This is a genomic window from Streptomyces prunicolor (genome assembly GCF_045162825.1).
GTDB classification, from domain to species: domain Bacteria; phylum Actinomycetota; class Actinomycetes; order Streptomycetales; family Streptomycetaceae; genus Streptomyces; species Streptomyces prunicolor.
Genome location: NZ_CP108676.1, coordinates 9,674,806 through 9,694,596, shown reverse-complemented (window position 1 = coordinate 9,694,596; position 19,791 = coordinate 9,674,806). Strand labels below are relative to the sequence as shown.

Below are 19,791 nucleotides of genomic sequence, written 5' to 3'. Positions count from 1 at the left end.
GTCAAGACTTCACACACAGGAGTCTCTTCCGCAGCCACTTCCACAGCCACATCCACAGTCTTTCCACGTCCGGACCCTTCACAGACCGAACGTTCCACTCTTAGTCTGCGACTGTTAGCGCTTCCAGTTTCTTACGGAGGCATCGCACAGGAACCGGCCGGGCTGTGGCGTCAACCCAGTTCCATCCCAGGTCAGCAGCGACATTCGGATCGAGGACGCGGACACTCCGATTGTCACCGCTCTCGGAATATCCCGTAGACGGAGGTTCAAGTCAGTGAGGTCGAGTCAGTGAGCACGTTCGATCCCGGCTTCCTGTGGGGCGCCGCCACATCGAGCTACCAGATCGAGGGCGCGGTCACGGAGGACGGCCGGGGCCCCTCCATCTGGGACACCTTCGCGACCACTCCGGGCGCGGTCCGGGGCCGTGACACCGGGGCCATCGCGGCCGACCACTACCACCGCTTCCCCGGAGACATCGCGTTGATGGCCCAACTCGGCCTGCGCGCCTACCGGTTCTCGCTCGCCTGGCCCCGGATCCAGCCCACCGGCTCCGGCCCGGTCAACCAGCGCGGCCTCGACTTCTACCGCCGGCTCACGGACACCCTCCTCGACCACGGCATCCAGCCCTGGCCCACCCTCTACCACTGGGACCTGCCCCAGCCGTTGGAGGATGCCGGCGGCTGGCCGGTGCGGGACACGGCCGAGCGGTTCGCCGAGTACGCCGCCTTCGCGCACGAGGCGCTGGGTGACCGCATCGCCCGCTGGACCACCCTCAACGAGCCGTGGTGCTCGGCCTTCCTCGGCTACGGCACGGGCCGGCACGCCCCCGGCCGCCGCGAACCCGCCGCCGCCGTACGCGCCGCGCACCATCTGCTGCTCGGCCACGGCCTGGCCTCGGAGGCGATACGGGACTCCGCACGCGTCGGCATCACGCTCAACCTCACCCATGTCACCCCGCTCAGCGCCGAGCCCGCCGACCTGGACGCGGCCCGCCGTATCGACGGGATGCAGAACCGCCTCTTCCTCGACCCGCTGCTGCGCGGCGCGTATCCCGAGGACGTGCTCGACGACCTCAGTGAGGTGACCGGCACGGGCCACATCCGCGACGGCGACCTGAAGCGGATCGGGGCTCCGCTGGACTACCTGGGCGTCAACTACTACGCGCCGATGCTGGTCGCGGGCAGCACGACACCGACCCAATCCGCCTACGTGGGCTCGCCGTTGACCCGTGTCGCCGACGGCGGTCGGCCGAAGACGGCGATGGGCTGGGAGATCGACGAGCGCGGACTCCTGAACCTCCTCCTGCGACTCAAGGACGACTACCCGGCCGTACCCCTGTACATCACGGAGAACGGAGCCGCCTTCGACGACGTGGTCGAGCAGGACGGGGAGCACGAGGTGGTGCACGACGCGGACCGGATCGCCTACCTGGACGGTCATCTCCGTGCCTGCGCGGAGGCGATCGGCCACGGTGTGCCGCTCAAGGGCTACTTCGTCTGGTCGCTGCTCGACAACTTCGAGTGGTCCTTCGGCTACGGCCCCCGCTTCGGCATCGTGCACGTCGACTACGCGACCCAGCGCCGTACGCCGAAGGACAGCGCCCGCTGGTACGCGGAGGTCATCCGACGCGGCGGCCTGTGACGCCGTCAGCGCTTACAGTGCTGCTACCGCCCACCCCCGGCTACCCCGCCCCTCCGCACGAACTGGAGTCGCCCCCCATGACCTCACGGCCGCCGACGCTCGACGAGGTGGCGCTGCGCGCCGGGGTGTCCGTCGGAACCGTCTCGCGGGTGATCAACAACCGCCGGCACGTCAGCCAGAAGGCGCGGCAGGCGGTGGAGAGCGCCGTGGCGGAGCTGGGCTACGTGCCCAATGTGGCGGCCCGCTCGCTCGCCTCGCAGCGGCGCGGCGCGGTGGTGCTGGCGATCTCCAGCGACGATCCGGCGCTCTTCGCCAACCTCTTCTTCGCGGAGGTCATCACCGGGGTGAACGCGGTGATGGAGGAGACCGACCTCGAACTGCTGCTGATCCTGGCCGCGAGCGAGCGGGGCCGGGACCGGCTCACCCGCATCCTTCAGTCCCGGGGTGCGGACGGCGTCATGCTGCTGGCCCTGCGCGAGAACGACCCGCTGGCGAAGGTCGCCGAGGCGGGGAACGTCCCCGTCGTCCACGGAGGCCGCTCCCTCGAACGGCCCCCGCGCTGGTACGTGGACGCCGACAACCGGGGTGGCGCCCGGGAGGCCGTGGAGTATCTGATCGCGACGGGCCGCCGTGCCATCGGCACCGTCACCGGTCCGCTCGACATGCACGCGGGTGTCTCCCGCTATCTGGGCTTCCGCGAGGCGGTCGCCCTGGCCGGCCTGGAGGACCATCGCGTGGCGCACGCCGACTTCAGCGAGCTGGGCGGGGCCACGGCGACCGCCCGTCTCCTCGACGAACACCCGGATCTGGACGCGGTGTTCGTCGCCTCGGACGCGATGGCGGCGGGCGCTCTGCACGTCCTGCGCGAGCGCGGCCGGTCCGTGCCCGGGGACGTCGCGGTCGTCGGGTTCAACGACATCCTCACCGCCCGGCACACCCAGCCCGCCCTGACGACGATCCGCCAGCCCATCGTGGCCCTCGGCAGCGAGATGACCCGGATGCTGGTGCGCGTGCTGGCCGGCGAGGAGCCGACGCCGCTCATCCTGCCGACGGAACTGGTGATCAGGGAATCCGCGTAGCGCGGCGGTCCCGGTCGTCCGGGCCTTCGCACATTCAGTAAGGCTCACCCCAAGAGCCGTACAACTAATCCCCAACAACAAGTGTCTCGTAGGGCAACAACACTTGTCCCGGGGGGGATATTTTGATCAAGGTAAGCGTTGTCGTGCCTGTCTACAACGCCGGTTCCTACATCGACCGTTGTGCGCCGTCACTCGTCAACCAGAGCCTGGGGGCCGCCGCGTACGAGGTCGTGTACGTCGACGACGGCTCGACGGACGACTCCGCCGAACGCCTCGAACGGCTGGCCGAGGCGCATGAACACGTCCGGGTGTACCGGCAGGAGAACTCCGGCTGGCCGGGCAAGCCGCGGAACGTGGGGGTCGACCGGGCCAAGGGGAAGTACGTCCAATTCGTGGACCAGGACGACGAGTTGTCGTACGAGGCGCTGGAGCGGCTGTACGCGCTGGCCGAGCGCAACGGGTCGGACATCGTGCTGGGCAAGGTGCACGGGACGATGCAGGGGCCCAGCAATGTGTTCAAGCGGACGGTCGAGCGGTGCACCGCCGCCGACGCGCCGCTCTTCGAGAGCCTGACGCCGCACAAGATGTTCCGCCGGGACTTCCTGCGGGAACACGGGATCCGCTTCCCGGAGGGGCGGGTCAGGCTGGAGGACCAGCTGTTCATGGCGCGCACCTACGTGCGGGCCAGGACGGTGTCGATACTCGGCAACTACCCCTGCTACCAATGGAATCGGCGCGAGGACGGCGGCAACAACAGCAGCCGCCGGATCACCGCCGACGACTACTACGGCCACCTGGACAAGGTGGTGGAGGCGATCAAGGAGGGCACACCGCCGGGCGACCTCCAGGACCGACTGCTGCGCCGCTCGTACCGCGTGGAGTTGCTACGGCCGGTGAGCGAACCGCGTGTACTGCGGCGCACCGGCAAGGACTTGGAGGAGTACTTCACCACCGTCCGCCGGATGGCGATGACGAGCTATCCGCCGGGGGTGAGCGAAGGGCTCCCGGCGATCAGCCGGCTGCGGGCGGAGCTGCTCGTGCGGGACCGGCTGGACTCCCTGGTCGAACTCGCCCGCCGTACCGAGCAGATCAAGGCGTACGTCGAGGTGGACGACATGCGCTGGCGCAACGACGAGCTGGTGCTGCGGACCCGGATCGGCATGGTCCGGGGCGACGGTGAGCCGCTGACCGTCGTGGAGCGCGGCGGACGGATGCTGCTCGACCCCGAACTCCTGGACGGCATAAGGGGAGCGGAGGACTGGGAGGTTCCCGACCCCTTCTCGTACGCGTACGGGGAACTCATCGTGCACGACACCGCCGACAACCACTGGTGGTACCCGGACGGGGAGTTGACACCGACGCTGGAACCGCTCGGCGGCGGCCGTCACCGGGTCGTGGTCGCCGGTGAGTCGGTCATCGACCCGCTGACCCTCAGCGGTGACGCGCCCATGAGCACCGGCGCCTATCAAGTCTGGGGCAGCGCCCAGCTGTTGGGTGTCGGTCGGCGCCCCCGGCTGGCTCCCGCACCGGGCAGTACCCGTATCGCCCTCGGCACCGTCGCGGTCGGTACACCTCCGCGTCTCGTCTCCCCCACCTGGGCCGGCCCGGGCGGACAGCTCCGGCTCACCGTCGGCGACCCCGGCCGGATCGGCACCACCCGCCGCGTCCTGCTCCGGACCACCGCCGACCACCGCCTCCGCCACGGCGTCCGCGAGGTGCTGCGGCGCCTGCCACCGGGCGCACGCAAGAACATCCGTGCCACCGCGCGGCGGGCGGAGGGCTGGATGCTCGGATAGCGGGGGCACGGGGGCCGTAGGGGCGAGGCCCCATGTCCGTCAGGCGCCGAAGACCTGGAACTCCGAGACCTGCCCGGCCGGCCAGCCGGTGTTCGCGGTGAAGGTGAGCCGTAGGTAGCGGGTGGTGACGGTGGACTGGAGCGTGAGGGTCGCCGCGTTGCCGGTCGCCGGGTCGAAGGTGTAGCCCGCCGGCGCGAGGAGTTGGGTGGTGGTGCCGGCGTCCGTGCCGCCCTGCACGGTGATCGTCTGGGTGCGGGTCGCCCAGGCGGTCGCCGGCGGAAGGCGGAGGACGATCCGCTTGACGCCGGTCGCTGCGCCCAGATCGACCTGGAGCCACTGGGGGAAGGAATTGTTGGCGGACTCCCAGTACGTGCTCGTGTCGCCGTCGGTCGCATTGCCGGAGCCGTAGATCTGGGTGTGGCTGCTCTCCGAAGTGGGTTGGTGGAGGGCCAAGTTGGTGGTGCTGGACGGGGGGTCGGTGGTGACGGTGGCCTGGTTGGAGGGCTGCGAGACGTTGCCCGCCGCGTCGTAGGCGACGACGTCGAAGGTGTACGCGGTGGAGGCGCCAAGTCCCGTGACGGTGAAGGAGGTTGAGCCGGTCGTGCCCACCTGGGTGCTGGTGGAGCCGGACATCTGGAGGATCCGGTAGCCGGTGACACCGACGTTGTCGGTCGCCGTGTTCCAGCTCAGCGAGACGGAGTTGCTGGTGTGCCCGGTGATGGTCAACGCTCCTGGCGCGGCGGGCGGTGTGGTGTCGCCGCCGGTCGGAACCACCGGCTGGGTGGGGCGAGTCGGGGTCAGCGCGAGTTGGCCCTTGAGCATGCGGCCTCCGTCGCCGGTCAGGCGCAGGTAGTAGTCGGCGGAGCAGGCGGTGCCGTCCTCGTCGAGGGCGAGGAAACCGGAGTTGGTGGGCACCCAGGCCTGGGTCTCGGCGGTCTTGGCGATCTGGTTGCCCTCGTTGTACTCGTCGAACATGGAGATGTAGATGCCCTGCACCCCGGCCCGCACCATGTTGTAGAACTGCCGCCACATGAAGTCGCCGTGCGCGCGCTGCCGCCCGGAGACGTCGCCGGGCAGGACGCAGGGCTGGAAGTCGATGCCGTTGGCGTTGCAGTCGGCCTGGTCGGGGACGGTGTAGGTGGCGTAGGCGTTGTCGGCCTCGGTGACGTTGCCGATGGCGCCGACCATCCACGGCGAGATCATGTTGAAGGCGTGATAGACGCCCAGGAAGCCGGACTTCGAGCCCCCGGTGCCCGTCCGCCATTCGCGCGGGACGCCGCCGATGACGTAACAGCCCTGATTCTTGAACCAGTTGACGACGTCAAGGCAGGCGTCGGCGATAAAGGGGTGGTTGGGGTCGTCGAAGCCGAAGCCCCAGATGCAGACGACCGGCTTGCCGTTCTGCTTCGCGTAGGCCGAACTCGCGGTGTGCGCGGACATCTTGTTCGTCCAGTCCGCCTTGATCTCGGACTGCATGTTCGTCCAGTTGGAGACGTCGTACATGATGTAGAACTTCCGCCCGTACGACTCGGCGGCGCTGCGCACCTTGGTCGCCATGGCGTCGCGGGTGGGGCCCTCGCCGCCGGTGGGGTTGAAGCGTTGGAGCGCGGCGGTGTCGATGCTGTTCTGCTGCATCCACAGGAAGTGGGTGTTCACCGTCTGCTGGTCGTAGGAGGAGAACAGCTTGGCGGGCTGGCCGTTGCCGAGGGCGGCGTACGACGTCTGGTACGTGCTGGTGTAGTCGCGCACATCGGGCCAGCATTTGATGTTGGTGTTGGTCGGGGACGGCGTCTGGCCCCAGTCCTGACTCCAGTGCCACCAGCCGTTGATGGGCGCGCCATCGCCGCTGCAGGCGAACCAGCCCTGGTAGCCGACGGTGATCTTGCCGACGACGTCGCCGGGCGCGCTGGCCGCCGACGCGGTCGGGGCGAATACGGTCTCGGTCGCTCCCACCGTTCCCACGGCCGTGGCCGCGATCGCGGCTCTCAGGAAGACTCTGCGTGTGACACCCATCTGGACTCCTCCGCACTCCTGTTGACGCTTGTTGACGCCTGTTGACTCCGCTTGGTGGGCGGTGCCGCCGAGCGCGCTCACGCTCGCGCTCGGCGGCACCATAGGGTCTGATCAGGTGTTCCAGACCTGGAACTCCGAGATCTGACCCGCCGGCCAGCCGTTGTTCGCCGTGATGTTGACCCGCAGGTATCGCTGGGTGGTCGCGGTGAACGTGAGGGTGACCGTGTTGTTGGTGGTGGGGTCGAAGGTGTACGTCGCCGACGACTTGAGGGTGCTGAAGGTGGCGCCGTCGGTGCTGCCGGACAGGGTCAGCGTCTGGTTGCGGGCGCCCCAGGTCGCGGGGAGCTGCAGAACTACCCGACTCGCGCTCTGCGCTGAACCGAGGTCCACCTGGACCCACTGCGGGAAGGCGTTGTTGGCGCTCTCCCAGTAGGTGCCCTGGTTGCCGTCCGTGACGTTCGACGACGCGTACACGTCCGTGTGGCTGGACTCGGTGGTGGCCGCGCCGGCCGCCAGGTTCCGGCTTACGGTTCCCGCGCCAACTCCGGTCAGCGCGACCGTGGTTGTGCCGTTGGACGCGTTGCTGGCGATGCTGAGATCACCGGCGCGGGTGCCGGACGCGGTGGGCGTGAACGTGACACTCACCGTGCAGGAGGCGCCCGCCGCGATCGACGTCCCGCAGGTGTTGGTCTGCGCGAAGTCGCCCGTGACGGTGATGCCGGAGACGGTCGCGGCGGCGGTACCGGTGTTGGTCACCGTGACCGTCTTCGCGCTGCTCGCGGTGTTGAGCGCCTGAGTGGCGTACGACAACGACGTCGGGTCGGCCGACAGGGTCGCCGGTGACGAGCCGCCGCCGCTGGGGAACACCTCGAAGTCCGACAACTGGGCAGCGTTCCAGCCCGAGTTGGCGGTGATGTTGACCCGCACATAGCGCGCCGTGGCCGAACTGAACGTGATGGTCACGGTGTTGGCGTTGGCGCTCGGGTCGAAGGTGTACCCGGCCGAGGCCTTCAGCGTGGAGAAGCTGGAGCCGTCCGTCGATCCCTGCACCGACAGGGTCTGCGTGCGGGCCGACCACGCCGTCGCCGGCGGGAGTTTGAGCACGACCTTGCCGACGCCGTAGTTCTGGCCGAGGTCGACCTGGGCCCACTGCGGGAACGAACCGAGCGTGCCCTCCCAGTACGTGGACGCGTCCGTGTCGGTGAGGTTCGAGGCGACGTACGGACTGCTGCCCGAACTCGCCGACGCGGGACGCCCGGCGGCGATGTTGGTGGTGCTGTCGATGCCGGTGCCGGTCAGGGAGACCGTGGTCGGGCTGTTGTTGGCGTTGCTGGTGACGGTCAGGGTGCCCGCGCGCGCTCCGCCCGTGGTGGGCTTGAAGCCGACGTTCACCGTGCAGGAGGCGCCGACCGCCAGGGTGGAGCAGTTGTTGGTCTGGCTGAAGTCACCGGTCGCCGCGACGGCGGAGATGCTCGCCGACGCCGTACCCGAGTTGGTCACCGTCACCGTCTGCGCGGTCGCCGAGGAGCCGACCACCGTACCGGCGAAGGACAGGCTCCCCGGGTCGGTGTTCAGCACCGGGCCGGGCGCGGTGCCGGTACCGGAGAGGCTGACCGTGTTGGTGGTCCCGCCCGCGTTGACGGTCAGGGATCCGTTACGGCTGCCGGTCGCCGTCGGCGCAAACTTCACGCTGACGGTGCACGAGCCGTTCGCCGCGATCGACGAACCGCAGGTGTTGGTCTGGGAGTAGTCGCCGCTGGTGGCGATCGAGGAGACGGACGCGGCGCTGTTGGTCGGGTTGGAGACCGTCACGGTCTGCGCGGCGCTCGTCGAACCGGTCGCCACGGAACCGAAGTTGAGCGCGCCTGGGGTGGCCGTCACGCCCTCCGACGGGTAGGGCGGGTAGACCGGAGCGGGCCAACCGCCGCAGTACGGCGTGCCGCTGATGCCGGAGTTACCGCCGCCGTCGGTGATGACGAAGTTGCCGCCCGAGCAGTTGTACACCGGGTTCGAGTAACCGACGCCGGTGGCCGTGACGTTGGTGAACTTGGCGGCGCCGCCGGTCTGTTCCTGGAGGGCGAAGGTGCCGGTGCCGGCGATGGTGACGTTGTTGAGGTTGACGCCACTGATGGTGCCCTCGACCCACTGGACCGCTTCGTAAGGGCTCTGCTGGATCAGCGCGTTGGTCACGTTGATGGGGCCGGTGATCGCGCCCTGGCTGCCGTCGAACCACAACGCGCCCACGCCGAACTGCCAGTTGGGGTCGAGGCTGCCGGCGCGGACCATGGTGTTGTCGGAGATCGTGGTGGTGCCGACCGGCGTCGAGGTGAAGCGCTGCCCGACGTGGATACCGCCGCCCTGGGCAATGCCGGTGTCGACGACGCGGTTGCCGCTGACGGTGTTGTCGTGGCCGCCGTAGATCGCGATGGCGTTGGCGAGGATCTGTAGGGACACGGTGTTGTTGGAGATCGTGTCGTTGGCGTCGGCGCCGAGGGCGGAGTCCGCCCAGGTGGCGATGCCGTCGTCGCCAGTGTTGCGGATCTCGCTGTTGGTCACCTTCGAATTGGTGACGCCGCCATGGAAGTTGATGCCGTCGGCGGTGGTGTCACGGATGCGCATGCCGGTGAACGTCAGCCCGTCCATCGGTCCGTCCATCCAGGCGCCGACCTTCATGTGGTCGATCCACAGGTTGGTGACGGTCGAGTCGCTCATCGCGCCGCCGATGCCGTTGACCTGGGCGCTGTCGTCGCGTTCCTGCACATTGCCGAAGATGGCGAAGTTCTGCAGGCGTACGTCGGTGCTCGCGTTGGGCGCGGAGTTGCCGTAGAAGCCGGGGGCCGTGCCGATGACGGTCGAGTACCACATGCCGGCGCCGGCGATCGTGACGTTGTTGACGCTGATGTGGCCGGGGATGTTGAAGGTGCCCGGCGGGATCCACACGGTGCCGCCGGGGCCCGCCGAGCTGATCGCGGCGTTGAACGCGCTGGTCGCGTCGGCCACTCCGGTGGCGTCGGCACCCCTACTGGTCACCGACACCGCGCCCGAGGGGGCGGCCAGGGCGGCGCCGACCTGCTCGAAGTCGGCGAAGTCGATCGTGTACGAGGAGGCCGTGTCGCCCGCGTCGACCTGGAACTTGAAGGTCGTTCCGGCCGGATACGTGGTGGAGAACAGGCGGTGGGCCTCGTCGTAGAAGTGGTGCGGGTTGCTGCCCGGCGTGTTGGTGAAGGGGTAGCTGCCGTAGTACCAGCTGTAGGCGTTGGTCAGCGTGAAGTCGGGCTGCTTGACCCCGTTGACGTACAGCGACAGTGCTGCGGTGTAGACCGAGCCGCCCGAGGTGTCGGGGATGCTGTAGCGGAAGTTGATCGAGTTGGTCGCCACCGGCGTGGTGAACGTGACGTACTGGCCGGTGCCCTGAAGCGTCGTCGCCTTGCGGTACGACGCCTCGTCGGCGAGCTGGCCCGCGGTGTAACTCGGGCCGATGTTCGTGCCGTTGGTGGCGGAGTTCTCCGCCTGCACCTCGACGTACGGGAGGCTCGCGCCGCTGCCGCCGGTGGCGGTGGACGCCGCCGCGGCGGGTGGGACGGCGAGAGCGAAGACGCCTACGGCGGTCAACATCGCGGTGCTGACCGACCAGACGAGGGCTCGTCTCAGATCTCGGATGGAATGGAACACGTGCCACTCCTTACGTAATGAAATGCCGGAACTGTCGCGCTGGCGCCGCCAGAGAGGGAGGGGAGACGGGGGGCTGGTGACGATGCATGGAGGACCGTAATGACGTTGACATGATCACGCAATAACTAGACAGAACTCTGCAACAAACAAATTTAGAGTTTGCAAGATCTCATGTGCCCCGCGCACATGACGGTGCCGCCGGACGGAATGTCCGGCGGCACCGTGTGGAAGGGGCGGAGCGGTCAGGCGGCCCAGACCTGGAATTCGGAGAGCTGGCCCGCGGGCCAGCCGGTGTTGGCGGCGATGGTGACGCGGTAGTAGCGCCGGAGCGCGGCCGGGAAGGTGAGCGTGACGGTGTTCTTGGCGCCCGGGTCGAAGGTCTGGGCGGCCGAGGACTTCAGGGTGGTGAAGGTGGTGCCATCAGCGCTGCCCGACAGCGACAGCGTCTGGCTGCGGGCGCCCCAGGTGACGGGCAGTTGCAGGACCGCGCGGGAGGCGCTCCGGGCCGAGCCGAGATCGACCTGGACCCACTGCGGGAAAGCGTTGTTGGCGCTCTCCCAGTAGGAACCCTGGTTGCCGTCCGTCACGTTCGACGACGTGTAGACGTCGGTGTGGCTGGACTCGGTGGTGGGCTTGCCCGCGGCGAGGTTGGTCGCGGGGGTGTCGGAACTCGCGGTGAAACCAAGGGAGTTGATGTTCCAGCCGCCGCTGTCCTGGTTGAGGGTCAGGATCTGCCGGCCGGCGGGCAGGGTCACGTGGGCGGTCGCCGTGCCCCAGGTCTGCCAGTCGCCGGTGGCGGGCAGGTCGACGGCGCCGGTGAGGTTCGTGCCGGAGGCGTCCGACAGGTGCAGCGCGCCGGGCACCGCGGACGGGGCCGCGATGCGCAGGTCGAGGGTGTAGGTGCCGGCCGCGGCGACATCGACCGTGTAGCGGAACCACTGTCCTGGACCGGTCCAACCCAGGTTGTAACCGCCGCCGGTGTCCGAGGTGTTGTCCAGGTCGACGCCGTCGGCGCGGTAGGAGTTGGCGTTGCCGTTGACGGAGGTGACGTTGTACCCGACCCCCTGCCCACCGGTGTCGTAGTTCTCCGCCTGGACCGTTCCAGGCACGGCGGCCGGGGTGCCGCCGAAGGGGCCCTCGGGAGCGGGCGGCGGCCAGTGGTTGTCGCTCAACGTCGCGACGAAACCGGTGGAGTTGTTGACGAAGGCCGAGGTACCGGAGCCAAGTCCCGTGACCGTGTTGCCGGTTATCGTCGCGGAGCCGGTGGGCGCGGGGTAGAACGGCGGCGAGATCGCGATGCCGTTGCGGCCGGGGGCGTTGACGGTGTTGTCCTGGAGCAGGGTGTTGGTCGAGGTGGAGAAGGCGATGCCGTCGTAGAGGGAGTCGGTGACGGTATTGCCGGTCACCGTGACCTTGTCGACGGTCCCGGTGTTCTGTCCGTCGCCGCCGTTGCCGATGTGCAGCGCGGGCTGGCCCTGGCTGTAGGCGTTGCCGCCGGAGCGGACCACGGTGTTGCCGGTCACGGTCGCGGACAGCAGATCGCTGCCGTTGACCCCGAAGCGCCCGGCGCCCAGGCCGATGTAACGGGCGGTGTCGCTGATGTAGTTGTTCCTGACCTGGTGGCCGCTGCCGCCGTAGATCCCGATGCCCTTGCCGCCCCACGGCGCGATCGAGGTGTTGTTGCTGACGGTGACGTCGGTCATCGGGTTGTAGTGGGTCTGGGAACCGTCGCTGTTGGGGTTGTAGGCAACCGAGTTGATGGCGATCGCGTCGTCCCCGGTGCCGCGCACGAAGTTGTTCGTGACCGTCAGATCGTTCCCGGTGTCCGCGTTCAGCGACACGTTGTTGACGTTGATCCCGTCCGCCCAGATCGACGTCAGCCTGCTGTTCTCGACCGTCCCGCCGGTGCCGGAGGCCCAGAAGCCGGACATGGTGTGCTGGGTCCAGATGCCGTCGGCCGACCAGTCGGTGCCGGTGGTGTCCATCGCGCCGCCGTCCCCGCCGATGGTGCTCCGGCTGACGGCGTTGGCGTCGATGTGGAAGTCACGCACTGTGCACGAGGTCAGGTCGAACAGGGCTGCCAGAGGGGTGGAGTTGGGGACGGGTACGTCACGGTAGACCGTGCTGTATCAGAGGCCCGCGCCCGCGATGGTGATGCCCTGTGCGTCCAGTCCCGCGGTGCCCTTCACATAGAAGGTGCCCTGCGGAATCCAAAGGGTCTTTCCCTGTTGCTCGGCCTGGTCGATGCAGTTCTGGATGGCGGCCCGACTGTCCACCGACCGGCTGTCGGCCGCGCCGTTGGTCGGGGTGTCGTCCGACACCGCGCCGCAGCTCGTGATCGAGATCGAGTCCGCGGGCTGTGTCCGCGGCGCGGGCGGGTTCTCCACGTCGACGGAGTCCACGTCGTAGAACGACGCGCTGTTGTCGGAGTCCTTGCGCAGCGAGAACGTGGCGCCCGCCGGGATCGGAGCCCCGGTGACGAAGGTGTGCGACTCGTCCCAGAAGACCCTCGGGTCGCCGTCGGCCGGGTTCTGGTCGTCGCTCGTGTTGTAGTTGCCGTTGCCCTCGTACACCCAGCTCTGCTTCGAGTTGAGGTTGAGCGCCTGCCGGAACACCCCGTCGACGTACAGGTCCAGGGTCCCGGTGATGCCGCCGCCGGACGCCGAATCCGGGATGCTGGCGCGGACGTTGAGGAAGGAGATCGGCTGCCCGGTGGTGTTCGTCCACTGCACGGACTGGCCCGTGCCGTCCAGGTGGACGTAGGAGTGGCCCGAGGCCTCCAGGACTGCGCTCGAGTACTGCGTCGTCGGCGCCGAGGTCAACGCCCGAACGGCCGCGCCGCCGCCGGGAGTTCCTCCCTCGGCTTCATAGACGGAGAACGGCGTGATCGCACCCAGCGCCGCACTCGCCGTACTCGCCGTACTCGCCACGCTCGCTGCCGCCTTGGCAGACGGCGCCTGCTGTGGGGTGGCGGCGGCCGGTAAAACGGACACGCAGAGCGCGCCGACCGCGGCGACGGCGGCCGCCGCCAGTCGCCGGGGTCTGGGGATCGTCAGCATCTGATGCTCCTTCACGGGGTGGGGGGAACCGGCGCCCCGACCGTACAGAGACCCCATCCAGCCCGCTAGATTCCGACGAAGTAAAGAATTAATTGCGCAAGCCACTGCAAGTTTCTTGCTCAGATCCGCAAATCACCGATAACGGCACAGGCGGCGGGCACGCTGAAGGGGCGGTCCCGGATTTCTCCGGGACCGCCCCTTCAGCTGCGACTCTCGGCGCTCGCCCGGTCAGTCCTCGATGAGCGGCCGTACCGGCGACAGGAAGGGATCGAGGCGTACGGTCACCTCGCCACGTGCCAGCACCCGCACCCGGAAGGCGCCCGGCCCCGGCGGTGTCGGAAGGTCGTCCGAGCGCTCGTACAGGAGGCCCCACGCGCCGGGGAAGCGCCCCGCGATGAAGGCGATCAGGGCGTCGAGCTCGTCGGCCTCGTCGCGCCGCCGGTTGACCAGCCCGTCGGCGCGTACGAACCACTCGCCGTTGTGAGCGCGCAGTACGGCCTCGCCCGTCGACCAGTCGAGCGCCTCGACGCGTTCGCGCAGCTCGGCGATGCCCTGGTCCAGGGTGCCGGTGTCGGCCTCCTCCGGCGACTCCGCGATGCCGAACCAGCCGTGGAACTCGTACATGGTCCTCTTTCGGTGTGTCACAGAGGGCTGATGTCGATGACGGGTTCGATCCCGTATCGCCTGCCGTAGTCCTTGAGCTTGTTGATGACCTCGGGGGTCGGCTCGCCCTCGAAGTGGAAGTAGGGGGTGCGGCCGGATTCTATCGATCGCTCGAAGGTCGCCTTGGCCTGGTTGCGGAAGGCGCTGCCCATCTGCATGCCCTCGGGCTTCGTCTGGGCCACGTAGTCGTCGCTGATCGCGTCGAACTCCCGGCCCGACGGATCGTTCTCGAACTTCAGCCGCGACTCGCCGCCCAGCTTCTCGGCGAGTTTGTCGGCGGCCGGGTCCGGCTTGTTGACCTTCTGGAGTTCGCCGAGACCGCCGTTGTTCTCGTACGGGGCGAGCCCGAGCGGATCGCTGGTCGTGCACGGGTTGTGCACATAACCGGCCGGGTCGGGCGCCGGGGCGAGGCCCAGCGGGTCCGGTGTCGTGTACCGGGCGGTCAGCGGGTCGTAGTAGCGGTGGTGGTTGTAGTGGAGGCCGCTCTCCGGGTCGAAGTACTGGCCGGGGAACCGCAGCGGTGTGTACGCGTCGGCGTCCGCGTTCCACGCCGTGACGCCCCACAGCGTGGCGCGTGACTGCCAGGCGATCCGGCCCTGTTCGTCGACGAGTTCGGTCGGGGTACCGATGAGGTCGGTGGTGATCGCGAAGAACCGGGCGTCGATCTCGGCCTGCGTGACCTCGTCGGTCAGCCGCTCGGTCTGTGCGATCGGGGTGAGGCCGTCGTAGTCCCAGGTGAGCGTGGTGCGATACGGCAGTTGGCCGTTCGGCGCGGTGCTCTGCTCGGCGAGCACCGGGCCGTCCCACACGAACTCGGTGCGCTCCACGACGCTTTCGCCGTCGGGGCCGAGCCGCTCCTTGGCGACGCGGCGGCCGAGCGGATCGTAGTGGTAGCGCCACAGCGTGCCGTCGGGGGTGCGCACTTGTTGGAGGCGGTCCTCGGCGTCGTAGGCGTACGTCCAGGTGTCGGGCTTGCGCGAGAGGCGCTTTCGGGTACGGCGGACCAGGCGGCCGGCGTCGTCGTAGGCGTAGTGGTTGGCGCCCGCCGTCATGACCCGGGTGCCCTGGTAGTCGCGGGCGCCCGCGGCATCCGCGCCCGGGTGCCGTTCGGGCCAGTCCGCGTCGGCCGTCGCGCTGCCCGCGCCCTGGTAGGCGTACGTCTCCTGCCAGTGTTCGGCGGTGACGGCGGTGATGCGGCCCGTGTCGTCGAGGGTGTAGCGGCGCGGGCCGCGCAGGCTGTCCTCCTCGGCCGCCACCTGCCCGTCGGGCGTGTAGGCGTAGCCGCGGCGGTGCACGGCGCGGCCCGCGTGCGCGAGGTCCCGCCCGGTGATCCGGCCCGCCGCGTCCCGCTGGGTGGTCAGCGTGAGCGCCTCGCCGAAACTCCGGGTCAGCTCGTCGCCGGCCGGGTCGTAGGTGAAGTCGATCTCACGTCCCGCGACGCCGAGCCGCTCGGTGCGCCCCGCTTCGTCGTGGTCGTACGTCGTCGTCCGCCCGCTCGGCGTCATCCGGCGGGTCCGGCGGCCCGCCGCGTCGTAGGTGAAGGCGAGCGCGCGGCCGTCCGTCAGCTCGGTCTTGACCCGGCCGCAGCGGTCGTACTGGTAGGTGAGTGTTCCGCCGGGCGCCGCCGCGTGGGCGAGTCGTCCCGCCTGGTCGTACTCGTACGTGGTGACCGCGCCCGCCGCGTCCTTGCGCACGACGCGGCCCATCGTGTCGCGCGTGTAGCGGACGGTCTCGCCGAGCGGGGTGCGCCGGGCGGCGACGCGGCCGAGGGGGTCGTTGTCGTAGCGGGTGGTACGGCCGTCGAAGTCGGTCTCGCCGACCAGTCGTCCGGCCGGGTCGTAGGTGTAACTCCAGTGCAGTCCTTGCGGGTTGGCCACCTCGACGAGTCGCAGTTCGGTGTCGTGGACGAACGTGTGGCGCGTGCCGTCCGGGTCGGTGCGGGCGGCGATCAGATCGAAGTGGGTGTATTCGAAGCGGGTGGTGCGGCCTGCCGGGTCGGTGTGCGTCAGGCAGTTGCCCTCGCCGTCGTACGTCCAGGACTCGGTGCCGCCGTCGGGGCCGGTGCGGCTCGCCAGGCGTCCCTCGGGCGTCCAGGCGAATGTCGTCAAGTCACCGCGTGGGCCCGTGAGTTCGACGATCCGGCCGAAGGTGTCGCGGTGTCGACGGCTCACGCCGCCCGCCGGGTCGACGCGCTCGACGAGCAGTCCCGCCCCGTCGTGGCACAGCCGGGTCACCGCGCCCAGCGGATCGGTGACCGACGTCTGATGGCCGTGCTCGTCGTGGGTGTAGCGCGTCGTGCGGCCCGCCGGATCGGTGACACTGCGGCGCAGCCCCCGCTCGTCGAACTCCTGCCGCCAGCGCGCGCCGCCGGGCAGCGTCAGTTCGACGAGCTGCCCCTGTGTGTCGTAGGCGGCACGCTGCACGCTGCCGTCGGGCCGGGTGACCGAGACGAGCCGGTCCGCACCGTCGTAGGCGAAGAGGGTCTGTCCGCCCAGCGCGTCGGTGCGGGAGAGCAGCCGGTTGCGGCGGTCGCGGGTGGTGCGCACGGTGGCGCCGGTGGGGTCCTGCTCGGCGACGACCTGGAGGCGCTCGTTGACGAGGTAGCGCCAGGTGTGGCCGAGGGAGTCGGTGACGGTCGTCGTGGTCAGGCCGGTGGCGGGGTCCGGGTCCGAGTAGTGGAAGTCGGAGTACAGATGGCCCTCGACGCCTGTCTGGGTGACGCAGCGGTCCCGCTCGTCGTAGCCGAACGTGAAGCGGGAGCCGTTGGTGTCGGTCCAGGAGGTGACGCGCCCCTCGTCGTCGTACGTGAACCGGGTGGTGTGTCCCGCCGAGTCGGTGAGGGACGTGAGGTGACCGTCGGTGTAGCCGTAGCGGACGAGCGGTCCGGGGCCCGCGCCGGCCAGGCTCAGCGCGGTGATCCGACCCTCGTGGACCGTGAACTCCAGTCGCCGGCCGCCGTGTTGGACCAGCGCGAGGGGCGCCCCGTCGGCGTCGTACTCGGCGGTGACGGTACGCCCGGCGCGATCGCTGACGGACGCGAGCAGGGCGGTGCCGTCGCCGCCGGGCTCGGCGCCTTCGGGGGCGTGGAAGGTGTACGTCAGACCGGATGCGGGGTCGGCGAGGGTGTAGCTGCCGTCAGGGTGGCGTTCGAGGAGGCGGCTGGGCCCGGCCTCGGGCAGTACCGGAGTGCCCGGCGCGGGATGCGGATAGGGCAGCAGCAGGTTGTCCTCACCGTGGAGGACGACGCCGATCGCGTCGACTTCGAGTCGCTGGTCGATCGTCGAGGACCAGGTGGGCCCGAACCAGCGGCCCGCCCGGTAGGAGGACTCGTAGTCGCGCCGCAGGACCAGGGGCAGCGATCCGGGGAGGTCCACGTCCACCTGCGGCAGGAACATCCGCCCGGTGGCGAAGTCGACCGGCTCGCGCCCGGAGCACTTGCAGTTCGGCGGCCGGGCCGGGTCGCGCATGTCGTCGGCGCGTCGTCCCGCCCCTTCCGCGTCGTCGGCCAGGCCCTCCGCGCGCCGGGCCGCGTTCGCCGCGTCGGCCGCCTCCTCGGCGAGCCTGGCGCCCTTCACCCCGGCGCCCGCGCCGCCGGTGGCGGCGGCCAGCACAGCGTCGGGAACGAGCGTGCCCAGCCCTTCGGCCGGGTCCTTCATGAAGTCGGTGACCATCTGCTTGCCCGCGCCCCAGGGGTCGTTGGCGACGGTGACGAGCCCGGCCACGGTGCTGTCGAGGTTGGTCAGGTACTCGGCGGGGTGCGTGATGTTGTACGGATCGGTCGGGTTGAGCCCGCGCGCGAAGTTGACGAGACCCGCGGTGCCCTTGAGGATGCCCGCGCCGAAGTGGGTCTTCATCAGCTCGTACTCGTCGAGCCCGTCCTGGGCCTGCTCGGCGTAGGAGGGTTTGGGCGGGGCGGCGTCGCGGGCGTGGGTGACAGCACCGCGCGCGGTCTCGGCCGCGGCGTTGCGCTGTCTGCGCGCCTCGGCGAGGATGTCCTGCGCCTCCTGCATCGACTGCTTGCCGGGATCGGTGAACTCCCCCGGCTTGGGCGGAAGTTGGGACGGGTCACGCTGGTCGGCGGGCTTGGCGTTGTACTGGTCGACGGCCTTGTTGTAGCTGTCGACCTTGCTCTTGTGCTCGTCGGCGGCCTTCTCGGACGCCTCCGTCCCGGCCTTCCACTTGTCGATCGCGGTCTGCGCCTGGCCCTGCGCCCAGGTGACCGTGTCGGCGAACGCCTCCAGGGCCTTCGCCGCCTCCTCGAAGGCGTCGGCGCCCTTGTACCACTTGGGCGGTTCGATCTTCACGGTCGCGCGGAAGGCGTCCGCCGCCTGACCTTTGAGGGTGTCGGAGTCGAGCCCTTCGAGTCCGAGGCCCACGTTGTCGAACGCCCGCTGGAAATCGCGCAGATGCGCCGCCGTGGACCGCAGCTTGCCGGGGCTGCCGTAGATCAGCTTGGTCTTGTCCTCGGTCTGTCCGAGGTCCATCTCGTCGACTTCCGCGCCCATCCGGTTGGCCACCGAGCGGGACTTCTCGCGCACCCAGTCGGCACCCGACTCCCAGCCGACGTCGTCGAGCCGGTCCGCCGTCCAGTTGCCGACGTCCTCGACCCGGTTGCCGGCCCACTCGACACCGTCCTCGACCGCGTCCTCCACCGAGTCGGGCGTGAGGTCCTTGATGAAGTCGCCGATGCCCACAGCCAGTTGCCCCCGTCATCGCTCAATTGCCCGCGTCATCGCTTAGTTGCCCCCGTCGGCACTGCCCTGCTGCGCCTGCTGTGCCCGCTCCTCGGGCGAGGGCCCGAAGGTGTCGTCCACCGCCTGGTCGAACTGCTGCTGGTCGACGCCGAACGCGTCGTTGAGCAGGTCGGACTGCATCCCGCCCCTGCCCTCGGTCAGCAGCGAGCGGCCGGTGTCCTTCCACGTCTGCGCCGCCTCGTCGCCGGCCTGCTCGAAGGACTTGGCGCTGTAGTCGGGGTCGAGCCAGTCGGGCTTGGCCACATCTCCCCAGCTCTGCTTGCCGATCTCGTCCTCGGAGGCGTACGGGTTGCCGCCCGCGACCGCGTTCAGGCCGTACTTGAGCGTGGTCTCGACGTACCTGTCCTCCTCCCAGACCAGGCCCGCCGCGAGGCCCAGTCTCGCCGCGATCGTGTTGGCGTCCTGGACCAGGGCGCGCACGCCCCACTCCCAGCGCTCGCAGTAGTCCTCGAAGTCGACGGACAGACCGTGGTGACCGGCCTCCATGCCCGTCATGGCCAGCTGCGAGAACCCCTTGCCGAGCACGGAGCCGGTGGCATCACCCACCTCGCCCAGCTCCCCGATCGCCTCGTTCAGACCTGTAGTGATGCGTCGCACACTGTCCGGATCGATGTGCAGATCCGCCGCCTCGTCACCCATCAGCCCACCTCCCCAAGGGCGTCGGGATCCCGGTCCACCGCGGCCGACTCCGGCACGATCCCGAGCACCGGGGGAAAGAGCATGGCCCCGTCCCCGTCGGCCACGTCGACGGCGATCCCGGCGGGCTCCCCCATACCGGGCACGACCTCGTCGAGCAGCCGCGCCCCGAGCAACTCGGCGTACTCCCAAGCCCGTTGACTGTCCTCGCGACTGCGCGCGAATCGGGCGAGGGACTCCTCACCGGTGAACGCGAAGATCCACCGCACACCGCCCAGGTGCCCCGTCCACATCCCACCGCCGTCGTCGAGCGGTACCAACAGCGCCGCCCGCCGCAACTCCCCGACCATCGCCCGAGGATCCCCCACCCCGCCTCTGTACCTGGCGATGCGCTCCGCAAGCGTCGCCCCCGCACCGTCGCCCACCACGACCTCCCCCACGCCCGCTCGACAACACGACACCCTCCAGCACCGTAGGC

The 19,791-nt window shown here is 69.5% G+C and carries 11 protein-coding genes; 3 read left to right on the top strand and 8 right to left on the bottom strand.

Translation table 11 applies throughout. The features are described 5' to 3' along the window. Positions 1 to 288: 288 nt before the first annotated feature. From OG588_RS43895 to OG588_RS43885, 3 genes are all read left to right on the top strand, one after another. The gene (locus OG588_RS43895; protein ID WP_405952132.1) at positions 289 to 1,641 is read left to right on the top strand and encodes a GH1 family beta-glucosidase; all 1,353 of its coding nucleotides are present in this window, start codon (positions 289 to 291) and stop codon (positions 1,639 to 1,641) included. A gap of 77 nt (positions 1,642 to 1,718) precedes the next feature. After that, positions 1,719 to 2,720 (top strand): LacI family DNA-binding transcriptional regulator, encoded by a 1,002-nt coding sequence (locus tag OG588_RS43890; RefSeq protein ID WP_405952131.1) that lies wholly within the window; start codon positions 1,719 to 1,721, stop codon positions 2,718 to 2,720. Between the two features lie 143 nt (positions 2,721 to 2,863). Continuing rightward, entirely contained in the window at positions 2,864 to 4,516 is a 1,653-nt protein-coding gene (locus OG588_RS43885) for a glycosyltransferase (protein ID WP_405952130.1), read from the top strand. A gap of 39 nt (positions 4,517 to 4,555) precedes the next feature. Here the strand turns inward: OG588_RS43885 and OG588_RS43880 are convergent, their stop codons facing one another. The 8 genes from OG588_RS43880 to OG588_RS43845 all read right to left on the bottom strand — a co-directional run bounded on the left by OG588_RS43880 (position 4,556) and on the right by OG588_RS43845 (position 19,741). After that, positions 4,556 to 6,529: a discoidin domain-containing protein gene (locus tag OG588_RS43880; protein WP_405952129.1), complete on the bottom strand. Its 1,974-nt coding sequence runs from the start codon at positions 6,527 to 6,529 to the stop codon at positions 4,556 to 4,558. Positions 6,530 to 6,640: 111 nt separating this feature from the next. Next, positions 6,641 to 10,201 (bottom strand): choice-of-anchor D domain-containing protein, encoded by a 3,561-nt coding sequence (locus tag OG588_RS43875; RefSeq protein ID WP_405952128.1) that lies wholly within the window; start codon positions 10,199 to 10,201, stop codon positions 6,641 to 6,643. A 242-nt stretch (positions 10,202 to 10,443) separates the two neighbouring features. Further along, a complete protein-coding gene (locus OG588_RS43870; RefSeq protein WP_405952127.1) occupies positions 10,444 to 12,252 on the bottom strand; it encodes a carbohydrate-binding protein in 1,809 nt (602 codons plus the stop codon). A 78-nt stretch (positions 12,253 to 12,330) separates the two neighbouring features. Further along, positions 12,331 to 13,260: a hypothetical protein gene (locus tag OG588_RS43865; RefSeq protein WP_405952126.1), complete on the bottom strand. Its 930-nt coding sequence runs from the start codon at positions 13,258 to 13,260 to the stop codon at positions 12,331 to 12,333. A 228-nt stretch (positions 13,261 to 13,488) separates the two neighbouring features. Further along, positions 13,489 to 13,884 carry an Imm7 family immunity protein gene (locus OG588_RS43860; RefSeq protein ID WP_405952125.1) on the bottom strand — a complete coding sequence of 132 codons (396 nt, stop codon included), beginning with the start codon at positions 13,882 to 13,884 and terminating at the stop codon, positions 13,489 to 13,491. A gap of 17 nt (positions 13,885 to 13,901) precedes the next feature. Beyond that, positions 13,902 to 18,617: a putative T7SS-secreted protein gene (locus OG588_RS43855; RefSeq protein WP_405952124.1), complete on the bottom strand. Its 4,716-nt coding sequence runs from the start codon at positions 18,615 to 18,617 to the stop codon at positions 13,902 to 13,904. A gap of 42 nt (positions 18,618 to 18,659) precedes the next feature. Next, the gene (locus OG588_RS43850; protein ID WP_405952123.1) at positions 18,660 to 19,316 is read right to left on the bottom strand and encodes a hypothetical protein; all 657 of its coding nucleotides are present in this window, start codon (positions 19,314 to 19,316) and stop codon (positions 18,660 to 18,662) included. Next, on the bottom strand, positions 19,316 to 19,741 hold the full coding sequence (locus OG588_RS43845) for a hypothetical protein (RefSeq protein ID WP_405953364.1): 426 nt from the start codon (positions 19,739 to 19,741) through the stop codon (positions 19,316 to 19,318). The genes OG588_RS43850 and OG588_RS43845 overlap by 1 nt, the downstream gene beginning before the upstream one ends. Between the last annotated feature and the right edge of the window lie 50 nt (positions 19,742 to 19,791).